This window comes from Shewanella sp. KCT (assembly GCF_007636505.1).
In the GTDB taxonomy this organism is placed as follows: domain Bacteria; phylum Pseudomonadota; class Gammaproteobacteria; order Enterobacterales; family Shewanellaceae; genus Shewanella; species Shewanella halotolerans.
Window position 1 is genome coordinate 326,163 of the sequence record NZ_LVDJ01000005.1, and the last position, 20,060, is coordinate 346,222.

Here is a 20,060-nt window from a genome sequence, read left to right on the forward strand (position 1 = left end):
AGGGGAACGCTAGTGAGTAAGTCACAACTTAACCTGACTCGTATCGTATTACTCGATCTTTGGCACCATAAGTGGGTGCTATTGATGGCTTTTATTGTGATTGCGAATGCCATTTTGGTGGTTTACACCAGCCATTCCAGTCGCAAGTACACCAGCCAGTGGGATCAGTTGCTGCAGGAGCGTGACCGCTTGGATATCGAATGGCGCAACCTGTTGCTGGAAGAGCAGTCGCAGTCGGAACATAGCAGGGTGACACGGATTGCCACGAAAGAGCTGGAGATGAAGCGGCCGTTACCCAACGAAGAAGTGGTGGTGAGAGTACCATGAGCAAGCAGGCGAAACGTAAACAGAAACCACAGCTGATCCACTGGCGTCTCTACGTCGTGGTCGGTTTCGTGTGTCTGCTGTTTACCAGCCTGGTGGGCCGCGCCGCCTATATTCAGATCATCGAGCCGGAAAAACTGCGTCACGAGAGTGACATGCGCACCCTGCGTACCACGAGTAACGAGGTGCACCGTGGCATGATCACCGATCGCAACGGTGAGATGCTGGCGGTGAGCGTGCCGGTCAAGGCGGTCTACGCCGATCCTAAGGTGGTGCACGATCGTAACGGCTTCGCCGATATGCGTCGCTGGCAGGCGCTGGCCGACGTACTGCACGAGCCCAAGGAGGAGATCCTGGCGCGGGTGCAGACTAACCCCAAGAAACGATTTACCTACTTAAAGCGTCAGGTTACACCTGCGGTGGCCGAGTATATCAAGCAGCTTAAGCTACCCGGCGTCTACCTTAAGGCAGAGTCGCGCCGCTACTATCCCACCAGTGAGATCAGCGCCCAGCTGGTGGGCCTGACCAATATCGATGACGTGGGTATCGAAGGGATCGAGAGTACCTATAACGACTGGCTCACGGGTACGCCCACCAAGCACAAGGTGCGTAAGTCCCGCGACGGCCACGTGGTGGAGCGTCTGGACACGGTGCAGACCGGCGAGAGCTCTAACGATCTGGTGCTCAGTATCGATCAGCGCATTCAGCAGCTGGCCTATCGTGAGATTAAGCGTGCGACCGAGATCAACCAGGCTACCTCGGCCTCTATCGTGGTGCTCGACGTGCACACCGGCGAGGTGCTGGCCATGGCGAATACCCCCAGCTACAACCCTAACTCCCGCGATAACCTGCAAAGCTATCGCATGCGTAACCGCGCCCTGACTGACGCCTATGAGCCGGGTTCCACCATCAAGCCCTTCGTGGTCGCCGCGGCGCTCGAGGCCGGCACCATCAAGGAAGATCAGATCTTCAAGACACATCCGGGCCGCGTGCGTATCGGCGGCAAGATAGTGCGCGACGGCCGCAACTATGGCGACATGTCACTGGCTGACGTCTTGGTGCATTCCAGTAACGTGGGGATGACACAGATTGCCTTGTCTATGCCGGTACAGGAGCTGCTGGGTTACTACCAAGCCATGGGGCTGGGCAACTATTCTGGCATCAACCTGCCGGGCGAGAGCGCCGGTCTTATCCATGACCGTCGTCGCTGGTCCGATTTTGAGCGGGCAACTCTCTCCTTCGGTTATGCCCTGACCGTAACACCACTGCAGATCGCCCGCATGTACGCGATGCTGGGTAGCGGCGGCGTGCTCTATCCTTCATCGATACTCAAGCTGAAGAAGGAGCCAGAGGGCGAGCAGGTGATCTCACCCGAGGTGGCCCGCAGCGTGATGCAGATGTTGATCGGGGTGACAGAGCCTGGCGGCACCGCCAAGAAGGCCCATATCGACGGTTACCCGGTTGCGGGTAAGACGGGTACTGCCCGTAAGGCCGTGGCCGGTGGCTATGGTGAGGATTATGTCGCCCTGTTTGCCGGGGTCGCGCCCGTACACAATCCGAGACTCGCCATGGTGGTGGTAGTCAATGAGCCCAAGGGCGATCGTTATTATGGCGGCGATGTGGCCGCTCCCGTGTTTGCCAAAGTGATGTCAGGGGCACTACAGATGTTAAATGTTGAGCCGATCAGCGCTCGAGAAAAAGTTCAATTGGCCGGTAATGTCAGGAGGGGCGAATAATGCAGCTATGCGATCTCCTAGCCCCCTGGTTTCATTATGCCGGTGGTGAGTCCCTCAGCCATCTTACGCTGGATAGCCGCGAGATAGGCCAGGGCAGCGTGTTTGTTGCCGTGCCCGGTCACAGGGTCGATGGCAGAGATTATGTCGATACCGCCCTGTCGCAAGGAGCCGTAGCGGCACTTATTCATACCGACGATCCGGCAGAGCATGGCAAGGTGAGCCAGGACAATGGCCTGCGTATCTATTTCTTTCAGCTGCAGCGTCAGCTGTCGGCGCTCGCCTCTCAGCTCTATGTGCTGGGAAGGGACAGGATCAAGCTGATCGGCGTAACCGGCACCAATGGTAAGACATCCGTGACCCAGTTGATTGCTCAGCTAAGCGACGGTCTGGGCAAGCCGGCAGCCGTCATGGGCACCCTAGGTAATGGCCTGTGGGGCCAGCTGATCGACAGCGGTAACACCACGGCGGATCCCATTACCGTGATGCGCCAGCTAGAAGATTTTGACCGCCAGGGCACGAATGTGTGCGCCATGGAGGTGTCCAGCCATGGCCTGGTACAGGGACGCGTAGACGCCGTGCCTTTCGATGTGGCCGTGTTTACCAACCTGAGTCGGGATCATCTGGATTACCACGGTTCTATGGATGCCTATGGCGCGGCCAAGCAGCGCCTGTTTAGATTTAGCTCCTTGAGCCATGGCCTGATCAACCTCGACGATCCTGTTGGGCGTCAGTGGATCCAGGATAAGCGCTGCAAGGGCTTGGTGGGCTTTAGCATTCAAGGCCAGGAAGGCGCCGCTATCTATACCAAAGAGGTGAAGCAGCATAGCCAGGGCGTCAGCGCGACCTTAGTCTGGCCCGAGGGCGAGGCGAAGATCGACTCGCCCCTGCTGGGTATCTTTAACCTGTCTAACCTGGTGGCGGCCTTGGGGGCTCTTTACCTGAGCGGCTACGCCATGGCGCAGCTGTTGACTCAGGTGTCCAGCCTCAAGCCTGTGGCGGGGCGCATGGAGCGTTTCACTACATCAGAAGGGGTTACCCTGGTGGTGGATTACGCCCATACGCCGGACGCCATAGAGCAGGCACTAAGAGCCCTGCGTGGTCACTGCCGCGGCAAGCTGTGGTGCGTCTTTGGCTGTGGTGGCGATCGTGATAAGGGCAAGCGGCCCTTGATGGCCCGCGCCGCCGAGGAGAATGCCGACTGCGTCATGGTGACCAGCGACAATGCTCGCAGCGAAGATCCCATGGCGATCATTCAAGATGTATTGGCCGGACTCAACAAGCCGCAGATCGCCCTGACCCAGGTCGATAGACAACAGGCGATCCGCGAGGTGGTGACCCTGGCCTCCAGTGGCGACCTCATTTTGCTGGCCGGTAAGGGCCATGAGACCTATCAGGAGATCGCCGGCAAGCGCCTGGATTATGATGAACGCGCCCTGGCGGCTGCAATTGCGAGGGGCGGCAAATGATCCCACTTAAACTGTCAGAGCTCGCCAAGGTTTTGAATGCCAAGCATATCGGCGATGATTTAAGCGTCAGCAAGGTATCGAGCGATAGCCGGGTGGTGGATGCACAGACCCTGTTTGTCGCCTTAAAAGGTGAACGTTTCGATGCCCACGATTTTGCCGCCAAGGCGGTGATGGATGGCGCCAGTGCTCTGTTGGTGGAGCGTGAACTGCCGATTGCCGCGCCGCAACTCATAGTGGCTAACAGCCAGAAAGCCATGGGCCAGATTGGTGCCCATGTGAAGCAGTGCGTCGCGCCCAAGAGCGTGGCCCTGACCGGCTCTAACGGCAAGACCAGCGTCAAGGAGATGGTGGCGACCATATTGTCGACCCAGCATCAGGTGCTCTATACCGCGGGCAACTTCAACAACGAAGTGGGTGTGCCGTTGACCCTGCTGCGCCTCGAGCCGCAACACGAATATGGCGTGTTCGAACTGGGTGCCAATCATCTCGGCGAGATTAATTACACTTCATCTTTAGTGCAACCCGATGTGGCGATGGTTAATAATGTCGCCTCGGCGCATTTAGAGGGTTTTGGCTCGCTCGAAGGCGTGGCTAAGGCCAAGTCTGAGATCTTCCTCCACCTGGCTAAGGATGGCGTCGCCGTGATCAATGCCGACGACGCATTTGCCGATGTGATGCGCCGCGCGGCCGCTAGTCATACCCAGTTGAGTTTTTCATCCCAGGGGAATCCTGCAGATGTCAGCGCCGATGAGCTCAGCGCCGACGCTTTGGGCTGTTATCGCTTTCGAATCGCGTATCGGGATGAGCAGCGTACCGTCAGCCTGCCGTTGTCGGGCCGTCATCAGGTAAGTAACGCCCTGGCGGCGACCAGCATCTGTCTGGCGCTGGGATTGTCGCTGGATGAGATAGTTCAAGGCCTTATGCGGTTACAACCCGTGAAGGGGCGTATGCAGCCGACACGTCTGGGGCGTTTCTTGCTGATAGACGACACCTATAACGCCAATCCGGCCTCGGTGGGGGCGGCAATCGACTGGCTTCAAGAAATTGAAGGAAATCGCTGTTTAGTGCTGGGCGATTTAGGCGAATTAGGTGACAATGCGTCCCTTTTACATCGGCAGCTGGGCGAGAAGGCCAAGCAGCAGGGGATCGATGCCTTGTATTCACTGGGAGAGTTGAGTCGGGCGAGTAGCGAGGCTTTCGCCGGCAAGCATTTTACCGACTTAGATGCATTGGTTGTTGATTTAGTTAGTTATTTTAACCAGTTAGCCGGCAAGGTGACTGTGTTAGTTAAGGGGTCTCGAAGCGCCAGAATGGAGCGGGTTGTCGAGGCCCTCATTGCCGCCTTTGAGCGCAAGGAGTTGTTTTAATGCTGGTTTATCTGGCTGAGTATCTAACCCAGTTTTATACCGGGTTTAACGTTTTCTCATATGTGACCTTCAGGGCGATCCTGGGGCTGTTGACCGCCATGGTGTTTAGCCTGTGGTGGGGACCTAAGATGATCGAGCGTCTGCAACTGCTGCAGATAGGTCAGGTGGTCCGTAACGAAGGACCCGAGTCGCATTTTGCCAAGCGCGGCACACCGACCATGGGTGGCCTGTTGATCTTGGCCGGCGTCTTCATCAGCGTATTGCTATGGGGCGATCTGGGTAGCCGCTACGTGTGGGTCATGCTCTTCGTGCTGGGCGCCTTTGGCCTGATCGGCTTCATCGACGATTATCGCAAGGTGGTGCGCAAGGACACCAAGGGACTTATCGCGCGCTGGAAGTATATCTTGCAGTCCCTGGCAGCCTTGGCCATCGCCTTCTATCTGTATGCCTCGGCGGGCAGTGAAGGCGAAACCCAATTGGTCCTGCCCTTCTTTAAGGATGTGATGCCACAGCTGGGCGCCTTCTTCATCCTGCTGGCCTACTTCACCATAGTGGGCTCGAGCAATGCGGTGAACCTGACCGATGGTCTGGATGGTCTGGCGATTATGCCGACCGTGATGGTGGCGGCTGCTTTTGCGCTGATCGCCTATCTGTCTGGTCACGTGCAGTTTGCCAACTACCTGCATATCCCCTATCTGCCTGGCTCGGGCGAGCTGGTGATTGTCTGCACCGCCATCGTCGGTGCGGGATTGGGCTTTTTGTGGTTCAACACCTATCCGGCCCAGGTCTTCATGGGTGACGTGGGCTCGCTCTCTCTGGGCGCGGCACTGGGCACCATCGCCGTGTTGGTGCGTCAGGAGATCCTCTTGGTGATCATGGGTGGCGTATTCGTGATGGAGACGGTTTCTGTGATCCTGCAGGTCGGCTCCTATAAGCTGCGCGGTCAACGTATCTTCAGGATGGCACCTATCCATCACCACTACGAGCTCAAAGGTTGGCCCGAGCCCAGGGTGATCGTGCGTTTCTGGATCATCTCCCTCTTCCTGGTGTTGCTAGGCTTAGCAACTTTAAAGTTAAGGTAAGACGCCATGGCGAGTCAGTACACGCACATAGTATTAGGATTGGGGGCCACAGGGCTCTCTGTGGTGCGTTATCTCATTAAGCAGGGGATCACGCCACTGGTGATGGATAGCCGCGAGAATCCGCCGGGTCGTGAGACCCTGAGTCAGGAGTTTCCCGAGGTGCTACTGCTCACAGGCGGTTTTGATTGCCGCTACCTGGTACAGGCTAGCCAGATCGTCGTCAGCCCCGGGATCCCGCTGGATACCGCCGAGGTGCGCGCCGCGGTGGATATGGGCATAGATATCGTCGGCGATGTCGAGCTGTTTGCCAGAGCGCTGGCAGATCGCCCCGCCTGCGTCATCGGCATCACGGGCTCTAACGGTAAGTCGACCGTGACCACGCTGGTGGGTGAGATGGCCGCCAAGGCGGGCCTCAAGGTGGCAGTGGGCGGCAATATCGGCGTGCCCGTGCTTGACCTACTCGATGGTGACCATGAGCTGTTTGTGCTGGAGTTATCTAGCTTCCAGCTGGAGACCACATCCAGCCTCAACTGCATCAGCGCCACCTGCCTCAACATCAGTGAAGATCACATGGACAGGTATTCGGATCTCGAGAGTTATCGTCAGGCTAAGCTGCGTTTGTATGACCAGACCAAGCTGGCAATCTACAACCGAGACGATCTGCTGACCCGCCCGAATGAGCCTATGAACCAGAATAGCTTTGGCCTCTCGCTGCCCGAGGGGGATGAGTGGGGCGTTAACCACGGTGTCCTAGTGCATGGCACGACAGAATATGTTGCCGGCGATCAGGTTTCACTGGTGGGCAGTCACAACCTGGCCAACTTGCTGGTTGCTATGGCTCTGGGCGATAGCGCCGGTGTCGATAAGGCAGCCATGGTCGAGGTGGCGAAACAGTTCAAGGGGCTGGCCCATAGATGTGAGCTCGTGGGTAAGCATCAGGGCGTGAGCTATGTGAACGATTCCAAGGCGACCAATGTGGGCGCCACCATAGCGGCCCTGCAGGGGCTGAGCGACCATGAGGGTCAGATTATTTTAATCGCCGGTGGTGACGGCAAGGGCGCCGATTTCTCGGCGCTACGCGGCGCACTGCTGGGCGTCGGTCAGGTGATCACCCTGGGGCAGGATGGCGACAAAATTGCCGAGCAGTTCGACGGTGCTATTCGCGTCGAGTCGATGCAAGAGGCGGTCGCTCAGGCGGCTCAGCTGGCTAAGCCGGGCGATCTGGTCCTGCTCTCGCCTGCCTGTGCCAGTTTGGATATGTACGCCAACTTCATGGCCAGGGGCGATGATTTTCGTGCCCAGGTGAATACCTTGGCCCAAGAGGTGATGCATGCGTAGCGACGAGCGTCAACTAAGCCTGTTTGGTAGCTCCCTTAGCTGGTCGCTGCCGAACCTGTTTAGTCAACGCGAAGCGCCGGGCATGCAGCTCTATGACAGAGCCTTGCTGTTTGCGATCATCTCCCTGATAAGCTTCGGCTTCATCATGGTGATGTCGGCCTCTATGCCGGAGGCCACGAGTTTGACGGGCAACCCCTACCACTTCGTGTGGCGCCATGTGGCCTACCTGATGGGGTGCGCCCTGATCGCCGCCGTGGTGTTGCAGATAGAGATGCACAGCTGGCAGCAGCTGAGTCCTATCTTGCTGCTGGTCGTCGGCATCATGTTGGTAGCAGTGCCGATCGTGGGCACCACGGTAAACGGGGCGACCCGTTGGTTATCGGTGGGGCCGATTCGTATTCAGGTGGCCGAGATCGCCAAGTTTGCCTTTGCCATCTATATGGCGGGTTATCTGGTGCGGCGACATCAGGAGGTGCGGGAAAACGCCAAGGGCTTCTATAAGCCGATTGCCGTATTTGCCGTGTATGCCTTTCTGATTTTGCTACAGCCGGATCTCGGTACCGTGGTGGTGCTGTTTGTCGGCACCGTCGGTTTATTGTTTTTAGCCGGTGCAAGATTACTCGATTTCTTCGCGCTGATCTTGACCGGAGCCATGGCCTTCGTCGGCCTGGTATTGCTGGAACCTTACCGTATGCGACGGGTGACCTCGTTTCTGGATCCTTGGCAGGATCCCTTCGGTAGCGGTTATCAGCTGACCCAATCCTTGATGGCCTATGGCCGCGGCGATTGGCTGGGACAGGGCTTGGGCAACAGCATTCAGAAGCTGGAGTACCTGCCCGAGGCCCACACGGATTTTATCTTTGCCGTGATCGGCGAAGAGCTAGGATTTCTCGGCATCATCGCCGTGTTGTCGGTACTGCTGTTTGTCGCCCTGAGAGCGATAAAGCTGGGTAACCTGTGTCTGCTTGGCGATCGGGCCTTCGAGGGCTATCTGGCCTATGGCATCGGCATCTGGATCTGTTTCCAGACTGTGGTCAACGTGGGCGCCAGCATAGGCATGTTGCCCACCAAGGGGCTGACATTGCCCTTTATCAGTTATGGCGGCAGTAGCCTGTGGGTGATGACGGCAGCGGCAATGATATTGATCCGTATCGATCATGAGAGAAGATTAAGCCTGATCCAGGCAGTACAAGGCAAGGTGAAGTAGATGGCGCTAGAGAAACGTATTTTGATCATGGCAGGTGGCACGGGCGGACACGTGTTCCCGGCGCTAGCCGTGGCCAAAGCGTTAGCCAAACAGGGCTGGCAGGTACGCTGGCTGGGCACCGCCGATCGTATGGAGGCGCGTCTGGTGCCTCAACATGGTTTCGATATCGATTTCATCGACATCAAGGGGGTGCGTGGCAACGGCCTTATACGTAAGCTCGCGGCGCCCTTTAAGATTTTGCGTTCCATCATGCAGGCGCGTGAGGTGATCAAAGAGTTTAAACCCGATGTGGTGCTGGGCATGGGCGGTTTTGCCAGTGGCCCGGGTGGGGTTGCCGCCAAGCTAAGTGGTATTCCCTTGGTGCTTCATGAGCAAAACGCCATCCCAGGCATGACCAATAAGCTGTTGTCGCGTATCGCCAGCCGTGTGCTATGCGCCTTCGAGAATACCTTCGAGGGCAATGCCGAGGTGGTGGGTAACCCGATTCGTAGCGAGCTGATTGCTCTGGGGCGCAGCGAGCAGCCAATCGTTCCGGACGATGCCCTTAGGGTGTTGGTGGTCGGCGGCAGCTTGGGTGCCAAGGTGTTCAACGACCTGATGCCGAGCGTGACGGCGGCGGTGGCCCAGCACCATTCGATGACGGTATGGCATCAGGTGGGCAAGGGCAATCAGGCGCAGGTGGAGGCGGAATACCTGCAGCTGGGGCAATCCGGCAGCGTCAAGGTGGCCGAGTTTATCGATGATATGGAAGCGGCCTATCGCTGGGCCGATGTGATTCTGTGCCGTGCGGGCGCCCTGACGGTGTCAGAGGTAGCGGCGGTGGGCCTACCGAGTCTCTTGGTGCCTTACCCCCATGCGGTAGACGATCACCAGACCAAGAACGCCCAGGTCTTGGTGGAAGCGGGCGGCGCATTTTTGCTGCCGCAGACAGTATTAGATAGTGAGAAGTTGATCAGCAAGTTGCAGATCTTGGCGTCAGACCGTAAGGCCCTCATCGAGATGGGGCAGCTGGCCAAGAGTGTTGCCGTATTAGATGCCACAGAGCGGGTCGCCGCCGTGTGTATCGCGCTGGCAAGTAAGGAAAAAGATGATTAAAACCGAAGAGAAGTACGCCCAATTAAGAACCATTATTCCAGAGATGCGTCGCGTTAAGCGGATCCACTTTGTGGGGATTGGCGGCGCGGGTATGGGCGGTATTGCTGAGGTCTTGGTAAACGAAGGTTATCGTCTTAGCGGTTCCGACATCGCCGAGAATGCCGTGACGGCGCGCCTTAAGCGCCTCGGTGCGGCGATCTTCATCGGTCACAGCGCCGATCAGGTCGAGGGCGCCGATGTGGTGGTGGTCTCTACGGCCATCGATGCCAGTAACCCAGAGATTTTAGCGGCACAGGAGCGACGCATTCCCATCGTTCGCCGGGCAGAGATGCTGGCCGAGCTGATGCGTTATCGCCACGGTGTGGCGGTGGCCGGTACCCATGGCAAGACGACCACTACCAGTCTGATCGCCAGCGTCTATGGTCAGGCCGAGCGGGACCCGACCTTCGTGATCGGCGGCCTGCTTAACAGTGCCGGCACCAATGCCCGCTTGGGTAAGAGCCGTTACTTGATTGCCGAGGCCGACGAGAGCGATGCCAGCTTCCTGCATCTGCAGCCCATGGTGAGTGTGGTTACTAACATCGAAGCCGACCATATGGATACCTATGAGGGGGATTTCGAGAAGCTGAAATCCACCTTCGTCGATTTCCTGCATAACCTGCCGTTCTACGGCGTGGCCGTGGCCTGTATCGACGACCCTGTGGTGAGAGAGATACTGCCCCGCATCGGCCGCAAGGTGGTGACCTATGGGTTCAGCGAAGATGCCGACGTGCAGGCGCTTAACTTCGAGCAGCAGGGGTATAGCTCACGCTTTACGGTGCGCCGTGAAGGGATGGCTGATCTCGACCTGCGGGTTAATCTGCCGGGTCGTCACAATGTGCTCAATGCCTTGGCGGCTATAGCCGTGGCGACGGAAGATGAGATTGAAGATGAGGCGATCATCCGTGCATTGGATGAGTTCCAGGGCATAGGTCGTCGCTTCCAGCAGCTGGGTGAGTTCACCACCACTGCTGGCGAGGTGATGCTGGTCGATGACTATGGTCATCACCCCAGCGAGGTGGCGGCAACCATCAAGGCGGCGCGTTCCGGCTGGCCGGATAAGCGTCTGGTGATGATCTATCAGCCACACAGATACAGCCGCACCCGGGATCTCTATGACGATTTCGTCGAGGTGCTGGCCCAGGTGGACTGCCTGTTACTGCTCGATGTTTATAGCGCCGGAGAGGCGCCGGTACCCGGTGCAGACAGCCGCGCCCTGTGCCGCTCGATTCGTCAGCGAGGCCAGTTAGATCCTATCTTCGTGGCAGAGCCCGAGCAGCTACAGACGATACTGCCAGGGGTGTTGCAAGGGGGCGATCTGCTGTTGACCCAAGGGGCGGGCAATATCGGCACCCTGAGTCGTCAGCTGGCCGACACCGGTTTGCAGTTTGAGTCGGAAAACCAATGAGGTTGAGGGCATCTTGCCCTGGCCTCGATGAAGCTTTTGACGCTAGAGGTGAGGTAGTTATAATGGCCGGTTCCTTAGGACTGCCCTCTGGTAATGAATTGATTGATTTTTATACATTTAATGATGCATTAGGGCGATAAGCAGTGTCCTTAAGAGAGCTAGGTAGCGGTTGGAAAAGCAGGTTGGGACAGGTCGATTGGTACCTGTGTTTCGGCTTGATTTTTCTGTTCCTAGTGATCTGTGGTTTATCCATGGGAGGCTGGAAGCTTCACCTGGTACTGAACGACGCCGATGCCCTGCCAATTGAGGCGGTGGCGATCAAGGGTGACAGGCAGTTTACCAGTGACGCCGAGATACGCAGTGCGCTGCAGGATCTGATGCAGAGAAGCTTCTTCTCGGCGGACGTGAACCAGGTACAGCAGGCGCTGGAAAATCTGCCCTGGGTCTACCACGCCTCGGTGAGGCGCGAGTGGCCGGCAAAGTTAAAGGTCTATCTGGTGGAGCAGACGCCGGTCGCCCACTGGAACGAGACAGATTGGCTTAACGAGCAGGGGCAGGTGTTTAAGGCGCCCCATCGTGAGGGCATAGGCCAACTGCCTAATCTGGTTGGCCCGGAAGATCAGGCGAAGTCTGTGTTGACTAACTATCGCCAGGTGAGTGAGTTATTGAAGATCAACGGGTTCGATTTGGCCCGTTTAGAGTTAAGCCCCAGACATGCCTGGCTAGCCGTGCTGGCCAACGGCATAGAGTTGAAGTTGGGAAGGGAAGATAAGATGGCAAGGGTGCAGCGCTTTATCCATGTGTATCCCACATTGGTGAAACAGGATAAGCCCGTTGCCCGAGTCGATTTGCGCTACGATACCGGATTGGCCGTAGGTTGGGATGAAGCACAAGATGAGAGCCGTTAATTAATGACCAAGAATCAAGATAGAAATCTGATCGTTGGATTAGACATAGGAACGTCCAAAGTTGCTGTGATCATCGGTGAGGTATTACCCGATGGTGAGATCAGTGTGGTCGGTCTCGGCAGTCACCCCTCCCGCGGCATGGATAAGGGCGGGGTAAACGATCTCGACTCTATCGTGCGTAGTGTGCAACGCGCGCTGGATCAGGCCGAGTTGATGGCCGACTGCCAGGTTGCCTCGGTATACCTGGGGATCTCGGGCAAGCATATCCAGTGTCAGAATGAAAACGGCATGGTGTCGATTAACGACGAAGAGGTGACTCAGGAAGACGTAGACAACGTCATCCACACCGCGCGTTCGGTGAAGATCCCGACCGAGCGACGTATTCTGCACGTCTTGCCGCAAGAGTATGCGATCGACGTACAAGATGGTATCCGCAGCCCAATCGGCATGTCGGGTATGCGTATGGAGGCCAAGGTGCATATCGTCACCTGCGCCAACGACATGGCCAAGAATATTACCAAGAGCGTCGAGCGTTGTGGCCTGAAGGTAGATGACCTGGTGTTCTCGGCCATCGCCTCGGCTGATGCTGTGCTTACCGACGATGAGAAAGATCTCGGCGTCTGCCTAGTGGATATGGGCGGTGGCACCACAGATATCACCATCTACACCAATGGCGCCCTGCGTCACTGCGCCGTGGTGCCTGTTGCCGGTAACCAGGTGACCAGCGATATTGCCAAGATCTTCCGTACGCCGCTGTCACATGCTGAGCAGATTAAAGTGCAGTACGCCAGCGCCAGAAGTGCCATGGTGAGCCGCGAAGACAGTATAGAGGTGCCATCTGTGGGTGGACGTCCGTCGCGTACCATGTCGCGCCATACCTTGGCCGAGGTAGTCGAGCCAAGATATCAGGAGCTGTTTGAGCTGGTGCGTAAAGAGTTGCGTGACTGCGGCCTGGAAGATCAGGTTGCCGCCGGTATCGTACTCACGGGCGGTACCGCATCGATTGAAGGAGCGGTAGATGTCGCCGAGGCGACCTTCGGCATGCCAGTTAGGGTAGCCGAGCCGTTGCCGGTGAAAGGATTATTTGAATATGTGAACCAGCCCATCTACTCCACGGGTGTTGGGTTGTTACATTATGGTGCAAGACGAGTGCTTGAGCGACAGTTCGAGCGCCCCGAGCGCCAAGGGGTGACCAGTCTTTGGAATCGGGTCCAGAGCTGGTTTAAGGGTGAGTTTTAAGGTTAATAACGCAGACTAAAACGGAGAAAAGACCATGTTTGAGATCATGGATAGTCATTCCGATGAGGCGGTGATCAAGGTCATCGGCGTCGGTGGCGGTGGTGGTAACGCCGTCGAGCATATGGTGAAACACAATATCGAGGGTGTTGAGTTCGTTGCAACCAATACCGATGCCCAGGCGCTACGTAAGTCGGCGGCGGGTACGACCATTCAGTTGGGTCGCGATGTCACCAAGGGTCTTGGCGCGGGCGCCAACCCAGAGATCGGCCGTCTGGCGGCCGAAGAAGACAGAGAGAACATTCGCAGCGCAATCAAGGGCTCGGACATGATCTTTATCGCCGCCGGTATGGGTGGTGGTACGGGTACAGGTGCCGCTCCAGTCGTTGCCGAGATCGCCCGTGAAGAGGGGATCCTGACTGTTGCCGTGGTGACCAAGCCGTTCCCATTCGAAGGCAAGAAGCGTATGGCTTATGCCGACCAGGGTATCGAGATGCTGGCCAAGCATGTGGACTCGCTGATCACTATTCCTAACGAGAAGCTGCTCAAGGTCCTGGGCCGTGGCACTTCACTGTTAGATGCGTTTGCGGCGGCTAACAACGTGCTACTCGGCGCGGTACAAGGTATTGCCGAGCTGATCACCCGTCCGGGTCTGATTAACGTCGACTTTGCCGACGTTAAGACTGTGATGTCTGAGATGGGTAATGCCATGATGGGTACAGGCGTCGCCAGCGGTGAAGATCGCGCCGAAGAAGCGGCCGAAGCTGCAGTGGCCAGTCCGCTGCTGGAAGATATCGATCTGGCTGGTGCCCGTGGCGTATTGGTGAACATCACCGCCGGTATGGACATGAGCATCGAAGAGTTCGAGACAGTGGGTAACCATGTTAAGGCTTATGCGTCAGATAACGCGACTGTGGTTGTGGGTGCGGTTATCGATCCAGAGATGAGCGACGAGCTGCGTGTAACCGTCGTGGCAACCGGTATTGGCGCCGAGAAGAAGCCTGATATTCAACTGGTTTCTAAGCCTGCGCCGCGCCCAGAGCCAATGCCAGCACCTGAGGTCAAGATTGAACTTCCAGTGGAAGAAGCTGTCCCACAGGCAATGGGGGCGGGTAATGTTGTGCAGGTAGCACAACCAGCCGCGGCCGCCGCGCCTAAGAGTGACCTTGATTACTTAGATATACCGGCATTTTTGCGTAAGCAAGCTGACTAGTTTCAGGACGGAGCCTGCTAGTCGGCGCCATATACCTGAATGTGGTACGACGATTTTCGTCGGTAAATTTTGGTGAATTGGCAAAGATATGCTAGCATGTCCGACCTGCTGCGCCTTTGTGCGCCGCTTTGCTGTGCAGAAATAAACGCTTTTTGGTTGTGATATAACGGGTAACTAAATGATTTTTCAAAGAACTGTTAAAGAAATGGTTAAGACCACCGGTGTCGGATTGCATTCCGGTAACAAGGTGACTTTGACGATCAAACCCGCGCCAGTTAATACAGGGATCGTGTTGGTTCGTACCGACTTGACGCCAAGCGTGGCCATTGCCGCCAAGGCGGATCAAGTGCGTGAGACGACCATGTGTACGGCGCTTGTGAATGACGAAGGTGTTCGTATCTCAACGATTGAGCATCTGTTTGCCGCCCTGGCAGGTTTAGGCATAGACAACGCGACAATCGAAGTCGATGCCCCTGAGATCCCCATTATGGATGGCAGCGCCAGCCCATGGGTCTTCCTGTTGCAATCTGTCGGCATTCAGGAGCAAAGCGCAGCAAAGAAATATCTAAGAATTAAGCGCCCGGTGCGTGTTGAAGATGGTGATAAGTGGGCCGAACTGCGTCCATTCAAGGGTTTCAGAGTCGATTTCGCGATCGATTTCAATCACCCTGAGATCGCCAGAAGTCAGCAGCATATGGTGATGGATTTTTCCTCCTCTGCCTTCGTTCGCGATATCAGCCGCGCCAGAACCTTTGGGTTTATGCGCGACATCGAATATCTGCGTGCCAATAACCTGGCATTAGGTGGCAGCATGGAAAATGCCGTTGTGCTTGATGAATACCGCGTCCTCAACCCCGATGGTCTGCGTTATGAGGACGAGTTTGTTAAGCACAAAATTCTCGATGCGTTCGGTGATCTCTATGTCGCCGGTCACGCTATCGTCGGTGAATTCCGTGCGTTCAAGACAGGCCACGCGCTGAACAATCAGCTGGTTCGTGCCCTGTTAGCCGAGCAAGATGCTTGGGAATTGGTAAGCTTCGAGAAAGAAGAAGAGGTACCAGTCAGTTTCGCCGTGCCAGCCGGTGCGGTATTGGCGTAACACCTATTTGGATTGCCTTGAACGGCTGGCTAAAGCAGCCAGCCGTTTTAGTTTTTGGCCTAGGGAACCTTCTATATGCTCGGCCAAGGCGTCGATATGCGCCGCAGCGGTTTCGCTTATCTGGTTGTGAGCCTGCTTTGATTTTGTCTCATACATTTTCAGGCTTGGGTTGACTTTAACCTCGATAGCGGACAGCATGGGGAGCGTTTCGGCTTGTAACTGCTGTAAAAGTTTGGGTTTTTGGAAGTTTATTCTCGCGGCCCATGCAGCGGTACTGGTTTCGATAACGAGCACACCTTGACGGAAGTTGGCAACTTTTAGTTGTTCCGAGACAGGACCGGTGATCACCTGTTTAACATAGTGATCCAGGTGAAGCAGTAGTTCTGCTTTTTCGGCGATAGAGGGCAATTGACCCTGCTGAAGCAGTAATTGACTGAGGTCCTGCGGGGGCTTTTTCATAACATAATAAAATGGCTTAATGAGGCTATGAGTGTAACAGTTTTTATTCAAGGTCGGAATGGTGCGACGCGCTGGCAGCCGGGTAAGCGTTGGCTATTATTACCGGTTTTGCTTATTGCCGCAGGCACTGGCTTATATCAGCATAACGCCAAACAAATTCAGCAACAGCAGGCCAGCGTCGATAACGAACGTGTTGCTCGTGAAGAGCAGAAAAACGAGCTTATCGAACTTAAAGGTGCGACCGAATCGCAATTGGCGATCTTGGTTACCCATGTGGCTAAGATGCAGGCCAAGCTTGCACGTCTCGAGGCCCTGGGCCAGCAAGTTGCAAAAGACTACAAACTCGAAGATCAATTCGATTTCTCTTCTGAAGTCGGTGTTGGCGGCCTGAGCGAGCTGGGCAGCAACATCGAACTCGATCAGCTTATCCAGGACATGGATAGGCTAGTGTCACGAATAGATAACAATAATGTTCAATTATCACTACTTGAAACGGTGACATCTAATCTCCATATAGATGAAGAACGTTATATCTCAGGGCGTCCCATCCAGAAAGGTTGGTTGTCTTCGCCCTACGGTTTACGCAATGATCCCTTTAACGGCCGCAGAACCATGCACAAAGGCATAGACTTTGCTGGCAAAGAGGGAGCCGATGTTGTCGCCACCGCGGGCGGCGTCGTAACATGGGCAGGCAATATGTTTGGTTATGGTGAGTTGGTCGAGATTGATCATGGCAATGGTCTGCGAACTCGCTATGGACACAATAAGTCTTTGTCAGTAGCTGTAGGTGATGTGGTCGCAAAAGGCGAAAGTATTGCCAAAATGGGGAGTACGGGTCGTTCGACCGGTCCCCATGTGCATTATGAAGTGTTGCGTGGTGGACAGCAGATAGATCCTAAGAAGTATGTCTACCGCAAGGCAGGTTAAACTAAAATAGGCTTTTAGACTCGACAGGGACTTAGCCAACAACATAAAAGTGGTTCAGATGTTTGGTAAATTACTGACAAAAATATTTGGTAGTCGTAACGATCGCACCCTAAAAACTCTCGGTAAGATTGTCACAAAGATTAATGCCCTCGAAGCGGATTTTGAGAAGTTGTCCGACGAGGAACTCAAGGCCAAGACGGCCGAGTTTAAGGAGCGATTGGAATCGGGCCAGACGCTGGACGATGTCATGCCGGAAGCCTTTGCCGTGGTACGCGAAGCTTCTAAGCGTGTGTTTGAGATGCGCCACTTCGACGTGCAGCTGCTTGGTGGTATGGTGCTCGATAGTAACCGTATCGCCGAGATGCGTACCGGTGAAGGTAAGACGCTGACTGCGACACTTCCTGCCTATCTAAATGCCCTGACCGGCAAAGGGGTTCACGTGATCACAGTGAACGACTACCTTGCCCGTCGCGACGCGGAAAACAACCGCCCACTATTTGAATTCCTGGGTATGACCGTCGGCGTGAACATCGCCGGTATGGGTCAGGCCGAGAAGAAGATGGCCTACGCGTCTGACATTACCTATGGTACCAACAACGAGTTTGGTTTCGATTACCTGCGCGACAACATGGCATTCTCGCCTAACGAGCGCGTGCAGCGTCCACTGCATTATGCGCTGATCGATGAGGTCGACTCGATTCTGATCGATGAGGCACGTACGCCACTGATCATCTCGGGCGCCGCAGAAGACAGTTCTGAGCTTTATATCAAGATCAACACCCTGATCCCTCACCTTATCCGTCAGGACAAGGAAGATACCGAGGAAGAGATCGGCGATGGCGATTACTCTATCGATGAGAAGGCCAAGCAGGTTCATATGACGGAGCGTGGTCAGGAGAAGGTAGAAGTCCTGCTGACCGAACGTGGCATGTTGGCCGAAGGCGATTCGCTATACTCTGCGGCCAATATCTCGCTGTTGCATCATGTCAACGCGGCGCTACGCGCCCATACCCTGTTTGAAAAAGATGTCGACTACATAGTACAAGACAACGAAGTGATCATCGTCGATGAGCACACGGGTCGTACCATGCCGGGTCGTCGCTGGTCGGAAGGTCTGCACCAGGCAGTAGAAGCCAAAGAAGGGGTTCATATTCAAAATGAAAACCAGACGCTGGCGTCTATCACCTTCCAGAACTTCTTCCGTCAGTATGAAAAACTGGCCGGTATGACGGGTACTGCCGATACCGAAGCGTTCGAATTCCAACACATCTATGGCCTGGATACCGTAGTTATCCCGACCAACCGTCCTATGGTGCGTAAGGACCATGCGGATCTTGTCTACCTGACGGCGGAAGAGAAGTACGATGCCATCATCAAAGACATCATAGATTGTCGTGATCGAGGCCAACCTGTATTGGTGGGTACTGTCTCTATCGAACAATCTGAGCTGCTCCATAGCATGCTCAAGAAGGCTAAGATCCCTCACGAGGTACTTAACGCTAAGTTCCACGAGCGTGAAGCCGAGATCGTTGCCCAGGCGGGTCGTAGTGGTGCGGTGACCATCGCAACCAACATGGCCGGTCGTGGTACCGATATCGTGTTAGGCGGTAACTGGAACATGGAGATCGATGCCCTCGAGAACCCAACTGCCGAGCAGAAAGCCAAAATCAAGGCCGATTGGCAGGTGCGCCACGACGAAGTGGTTGCCGCCGGTGGTCTGCATATTCTCGGTACCGAGCGTCATGAGTCGCGTCGTATCGATAATCAGCTACGTGGCCGTTCGGGTCGTCAGGGTGATGCAGGTTCATCACGCTTCTATCTGTCGATGGAAGACAGTCTGATGCGTATCTTCGCCTCTGAGCGTGTCTCATCTATGATGAAGAAGCTTGGCATGGAGAAAGGTGAAGCGATTGAGCATCCATGGGTATCCCGCGCGATTGAAAACGCCCAGCGTAAGGTTGAGGCACGTAACTTCGATATTCGTAAGCAACTGCTTGAGTTCGATGACGTGGCCAACGACCAACGTCAGGTAGTCTATGCTCAGCGTAACGAGTTGATGGATGCCGAGAGCATTCAAGACACTATCGTTAACATCCAGGCCGATGTGGTTAATGGACTTATCGATCAGTACATTCCACCACAATCGGTTGAAGAGCTGTGGGACATTGCCGGCCTGGAGACGCGTCTCGAGCAAGAATACGCGTTAAGAATGCCAGTTCAGGAGTGGTTGGATAAGGAAGACGACCTGCACGAAGAGACGCTGCGTGAGCGTATCGTCGAGATTTGGGTGAAGGCTTATAAGGCTAAAGAAGAGATGGTAGGTGCCCAGGTGCTACGTCAATTCGAGAAGGCCGTGATGCTGCAGACACTGGATGGTCTGTGGAAGGAGCATCTGGCGGCGATGGATCATCTGCGTCAGGGTATCCATCTTCGTGGCTATGCGCAGAAGAATCCTAAGCAAGAGTATAAGCGAGAGTCTTTCGAGCTATTCCAGCAGATGTTGGAATCTTTAAAGCATGACGTGATCAGCATTCTCTCTAAGGTACAGGTTCAGGCTCAGTCTGATGTCGAAGAGATGGAAGAGCGTCGTCGCCAGGAAGAAGCTAAGGTGCGTCGCGATTATCAGCACGCCGAGGCCGAAGCCCTCGTGGGTGCAGAAGAAGCACAAGCCTTGGCCGCGACTCAGCCTGTGGTGCGTGAAGGTGAGAAGGTTGGTCGTAACGATCCTTGCCCTTGTGGTTCAGGACGCAAGTATAAGCAGTGCCACGGCAAACTAAGTTAATCATTTAGTTTAGCTATAATAGAAAAAGCCATCCTAAGGATGGCTTTTTTGATCTTGACGTCAGGCTCAAATCTCCTCCAAAGCCCCTATTTGTGGATAACTTTGGGGGTAAATGGTGCGTATGATGTGACTATCTAAAAAGATCGAAAAAAGTCCGATTTTTCTTAAAAAACCACTTGCGCCTAAATCATAACTGCCTATAATGCGCATCCACTGACACGGCAAAGCAGACAACGCAGCGTCGAAACACTTGGTAGCTAAGGCAATAAGGTGGTCAGTCACTGAAAAGTGAAGCCTCAAAAAGTTTGCAAAAACTGCTTGACGCGAACAAGGGATTGCGTAGAATACGCAGCCCTAGCCACTCGGGAATCACC

At 55.3% G+C, this 20,060-nt stretch carries 16 protein-coding genes; 15 read left to right on the forward strand and 1 reads right to left on the reverse strand.

The window, feature by feature from the left end; genetic code table 11:
* Positions 1 to 12: 12 nt before the first annotated feature.
* The 13 genes from ftsL (at position 13) to lpxC (ending at position 15,518) form a co-directional block, all read left to right on the forward strand.
* Positions 13 to 327 (forward strand): cell division protein FtsL, encoded by a 315-nt coding sequence (gene ftsL / locus AYI87_RS10050; protein WP_011867256.1) that lies wholly within the window; start codon positions 13 to 15, stop codon positions 325 to 327.
* Complete coding sequence (locus AYI87_RS10055; protein WP_144201733.1) at positions 324 to 2,060, forward strand: peptidoglycan D,D-transpeptidase FtsI family protein; 1,737 nt, start codon at positions 324 to 326, stop codon at positions 2,058 to 2,060. Before ftsL ends, AYI87_RS10055 begins: the two co-directional genes overlap by 4 nt.
* Entirely contained in the window at positions 2,057 to 3,526 is a 1,470-nt protein-coding gene (murE, locus tag AYI87_RS10060) for a UDP-N-acetylmuramoyl-L-alanyl-D-glutamate--2,6-diaminopimelate ligase (protein WP_144201735.1), read from the forward strand. Before AYI87_RS10055 ends, murE begins: the two co-directional genes overlap by 4 nt.
* Complete coding sequence (murF, locus tag AYI87_RS10065; protein ID WP_144201737.1) at positions 3,523 to 4,893, forward strand: UDP-N-acetylmuramoyl-tripeptide--D-alanyl-D-alanine ligase; 1,371 nt, start codon at positions 3,523 to 3,525, stop codon at positions 4,891 to 4,893. Before murE ends, murF begins: the two co-directional genes overlap by 4 nt.
* Positions 4,893 to 5,975, forward strand: coding sequence for a phospho-N-acetylmuramoyl-pentapeptide-transferase (gene mraY, locus AYI87_RS10070; RefSeq protein ID WP_011867252.1), 1,083 nt, complete (start codon positions 4,893 to 4,895; stop codon positions 5,973 to 5,975). Before murF ends, mraY begins: the two co-directional genes overlap by 1 nt.
* Positions 5,976 to 5,981: 6 nt before the next feature.
* Positions 5,982 to 7,313 carry a UDP-N-acetylmuramoyl-L-alanine--D-glutamate ligase gene (gene murD, locus AYI87_RS10075; RefSeq protein ID WP_144201739.1) on the forward strand — a complete coding sequence of 444 codons (1,332 nt, stop codon included), beginning with the start codon at positions 5,982 to 5,984 and terminating at the stop codon, positions 7,311 to 7,313.
* On the forward strand, positions 7,306 to 8,520 hold the full coding sequence (ftsW, locus tag AYI87_RS10080; protein ID WP_011867250.1) for a cell division protein FtsW: 1,215 nt from the start codon (positions 7,306 to 7,308) through the stop codon (positions 8,518 to 8,520). The genes murD and ftsW overlap by 8 nt, the downstream gene beginning before the upstream one ends.
* Entirely contained in the window at positions 8,521 to 9,615 is a 1,095-nt protein-coding gene (gene murG / locus AYI87_RS10085; RefSeq protein ID WP_144201741.1) for an undecaprenyldiphospho-muramoylpentapeptide beta-N-acetylglucosaminyltransferase, read from the forward strand.
* The gene (gene murC, locus AYI87_RS10090) at positions 9,608 to 11,062 is read left to right on the forward strand and encodes a UDP-N-acetylmuramate--L-alanine ligase (protein WP_144201743.1); all 1,455 of its coding nucleotides are present in this window, start codon (positions 9,608 to 9,610) and stop codon (positions 11,060 to 11,062) included. The genes murG and murC overlap by 8 nt, the downstream gene beginning before the upstream one ends.
* A 143-nt stretch (positions 11,063 to 11,205) precedes the next feature.
* On the forward strand, positions 11,206 to 11,970 hold the full coding sequence (locus AYI87_RS10095; protein WP_144201745.1) for a cell division protein FtsQ/DivIB: 765 nt from the start codon (positions 11,206 to 11,208) through the stop codon (positions 11,968 to 11,970).
* A gap of 3 nt (positions 11,971 to 11,973) precedes the next feature.
* Positions 11,974 to 13,209 (forward strand): cell division protein FtsA, encoded by a 1,236-nt coding sequence (ftsA, locus tag AYI87_RS10100; protein ID WP_011867246.1) that lies wholly within the window; start codon positions 11,974 to 11,976, stop codon positions 13,207 to 13,209.
* A 34-nt stretch (positions 13,210 to 13,243) separates the two neighbouring features.
* Positions 13,244 to 14,419 (forward strand): cell division protein FtsZ, encoded by a 1,176-nt coding sequence (ftsZ, locus tag AYI87_RS10105; RefSeq protein WP_011867245.1) that lies wholly within the window; start codon positions 13,244 to 13,246, stop codon positions 14,417 to 14,419.
* A gap of 178 nt (positions 14,420 to 14,597) precedes the next feature.
* Positions 14,598 to 15,518, forward strand: a complete 921-nt coding sequence (gene lpxC, locus AYI87_RS10110; protein WP_011867244.1) for a UDP-3-O-acyl-N-acetylglucosamine deacetylase — start codon at positions 14,598 to 14,600, stop codon at positions 15,516 to 15,518.
* A 3-nt stretch (positions 15,519 to 15,521) separates the two neighbouring features.
* On the opposite strand, the gene AYI87_RS10115 is transcribed toward lpxC, so the two are convergent.
* Positions 15,522 to 15,977: a DUF721 domain-containing protein gene (locus AYI87_RS10115; RefSeq protein ID WP_144201747.1), complete on the reverse strand. Its 456-nt coding sequence runs from the start codon at positions 15,975 to 15,977 to the stop codon at positions 15,522 to 15,524.
* A gap of 27 nt (positions 15,978 to 16,004) precedes the next feature.
* Between AYI87_RS10115 and AYI87_RS10120 the strand changes: the two genes are divergently transcribed.
* A complete protein-coding gene (locus tag AYI87_RS10120; RefSeq protein WP_011867242.1) occupies positions 16,005 to 16,904 on the forward strand; it encodes a M23 family metallopeptidase in 900 nt (299 codons plus the stop codon).
* Between the two features lie 58 nt (positions 16,905 to 16,962).
* Entirely contained in the window at positions 16,963 to 19,686 is a 2,724-nt protein-coding gene (secA, locus tag AYI87_RS10125; RefSeq protein WP_144201749.1) for a preprotein translocase subunit SecA, read from the forward strand.
* The last annotated feature ends 374 nt before the right edge of the window (positions 19,687 to 20,060 follow it).

Bases quoted from the DNA above. Each gene is read 5' to 3' on its own strand.
- AYI87_RS10055 (WP_144201733.1), top strand. From the start codon at position 324: ATGAGCAAGCAGGCGAAACGTAAACAGAAACCACAGCTGATCCACTGG.
- murF (WP_144201737.1), top strand. From the start codon at position 3,523: ATGATCCCACTTAAACTGTCAGAGCTCGCCAAGGTTTTGAATGCCAAG.
- mraY (WP_011867252.1), top strand. From the start codon at position 4,893: ATGCTGGTTTATCTGGCTGAGTATCTAACCCAGTTTTATACCGGGTTT.
- murD (WP_144201739.1), top strand. From the start codon at position 5,982: ATGGCGAGTCAGTACACGCACATAGTATTAGGATTGGGGGCCACAGGG.
- ftsW (WP_011867250.1), top strand. From the start codon at position 7,306: ATGCGTAGCGACGAGCGTCAACTAAGCCTGTTTGGTAGCTCCCTTAGC.
- murG (WP_144201741.1), top strand. From the start codon at position 8,521: ATGGCGCTAGAGAAACGTATTTTGATCATGGCAGGTGGCACGGGCGGA.
- murC (WP_144201743.1), top strand. From the start codon at position 9,608: ATGATTAAAACCGAAGAGAAGTACGCCCAATTAAGAACCATTATTCCA.
- ftsA (WP_011867246.1), top strand. From the start codon at position 11,974: ATGACCAAGAATCAAGATAGAAATCTGATCGTTGGATTAGACATAGGA.
- ftsZ (WP_011867245.1), top strand. From the start codon at position 13,244: ATGTTTGAGATCATGGATAGTCATTCCGATGAGGCGGTGATCAAGGTC.
- lpxC (WP_011867244.1), top strand. From the start codon at position 14,598: ATGATTTTTCAAAGAACTGTTAAAGAAATGGTTAAGACCACCGGTGTC.
- AYI87_RS10115 (WP_144201747.1), bottom strand. From the start codon at position 15,977: ATGAAAAAGCCCCCGCAGGACCTCAGTCAATTACTGCTTCAGCAGGGT.
- AYI87_RS10120 (WP_011867242.1), top strand. From the start codon at position 16,005: ATGAGTGTAACAGTTTTTATTCAAGGTCGGAATGGTGCGACGCGCTGG.
- secA (WP_144201749.1), top strand. From the start codon at position 16,963: ATGTTTGGTAAATTACTGACAAAAATATTTGGTAGTCGTAACGATCGC.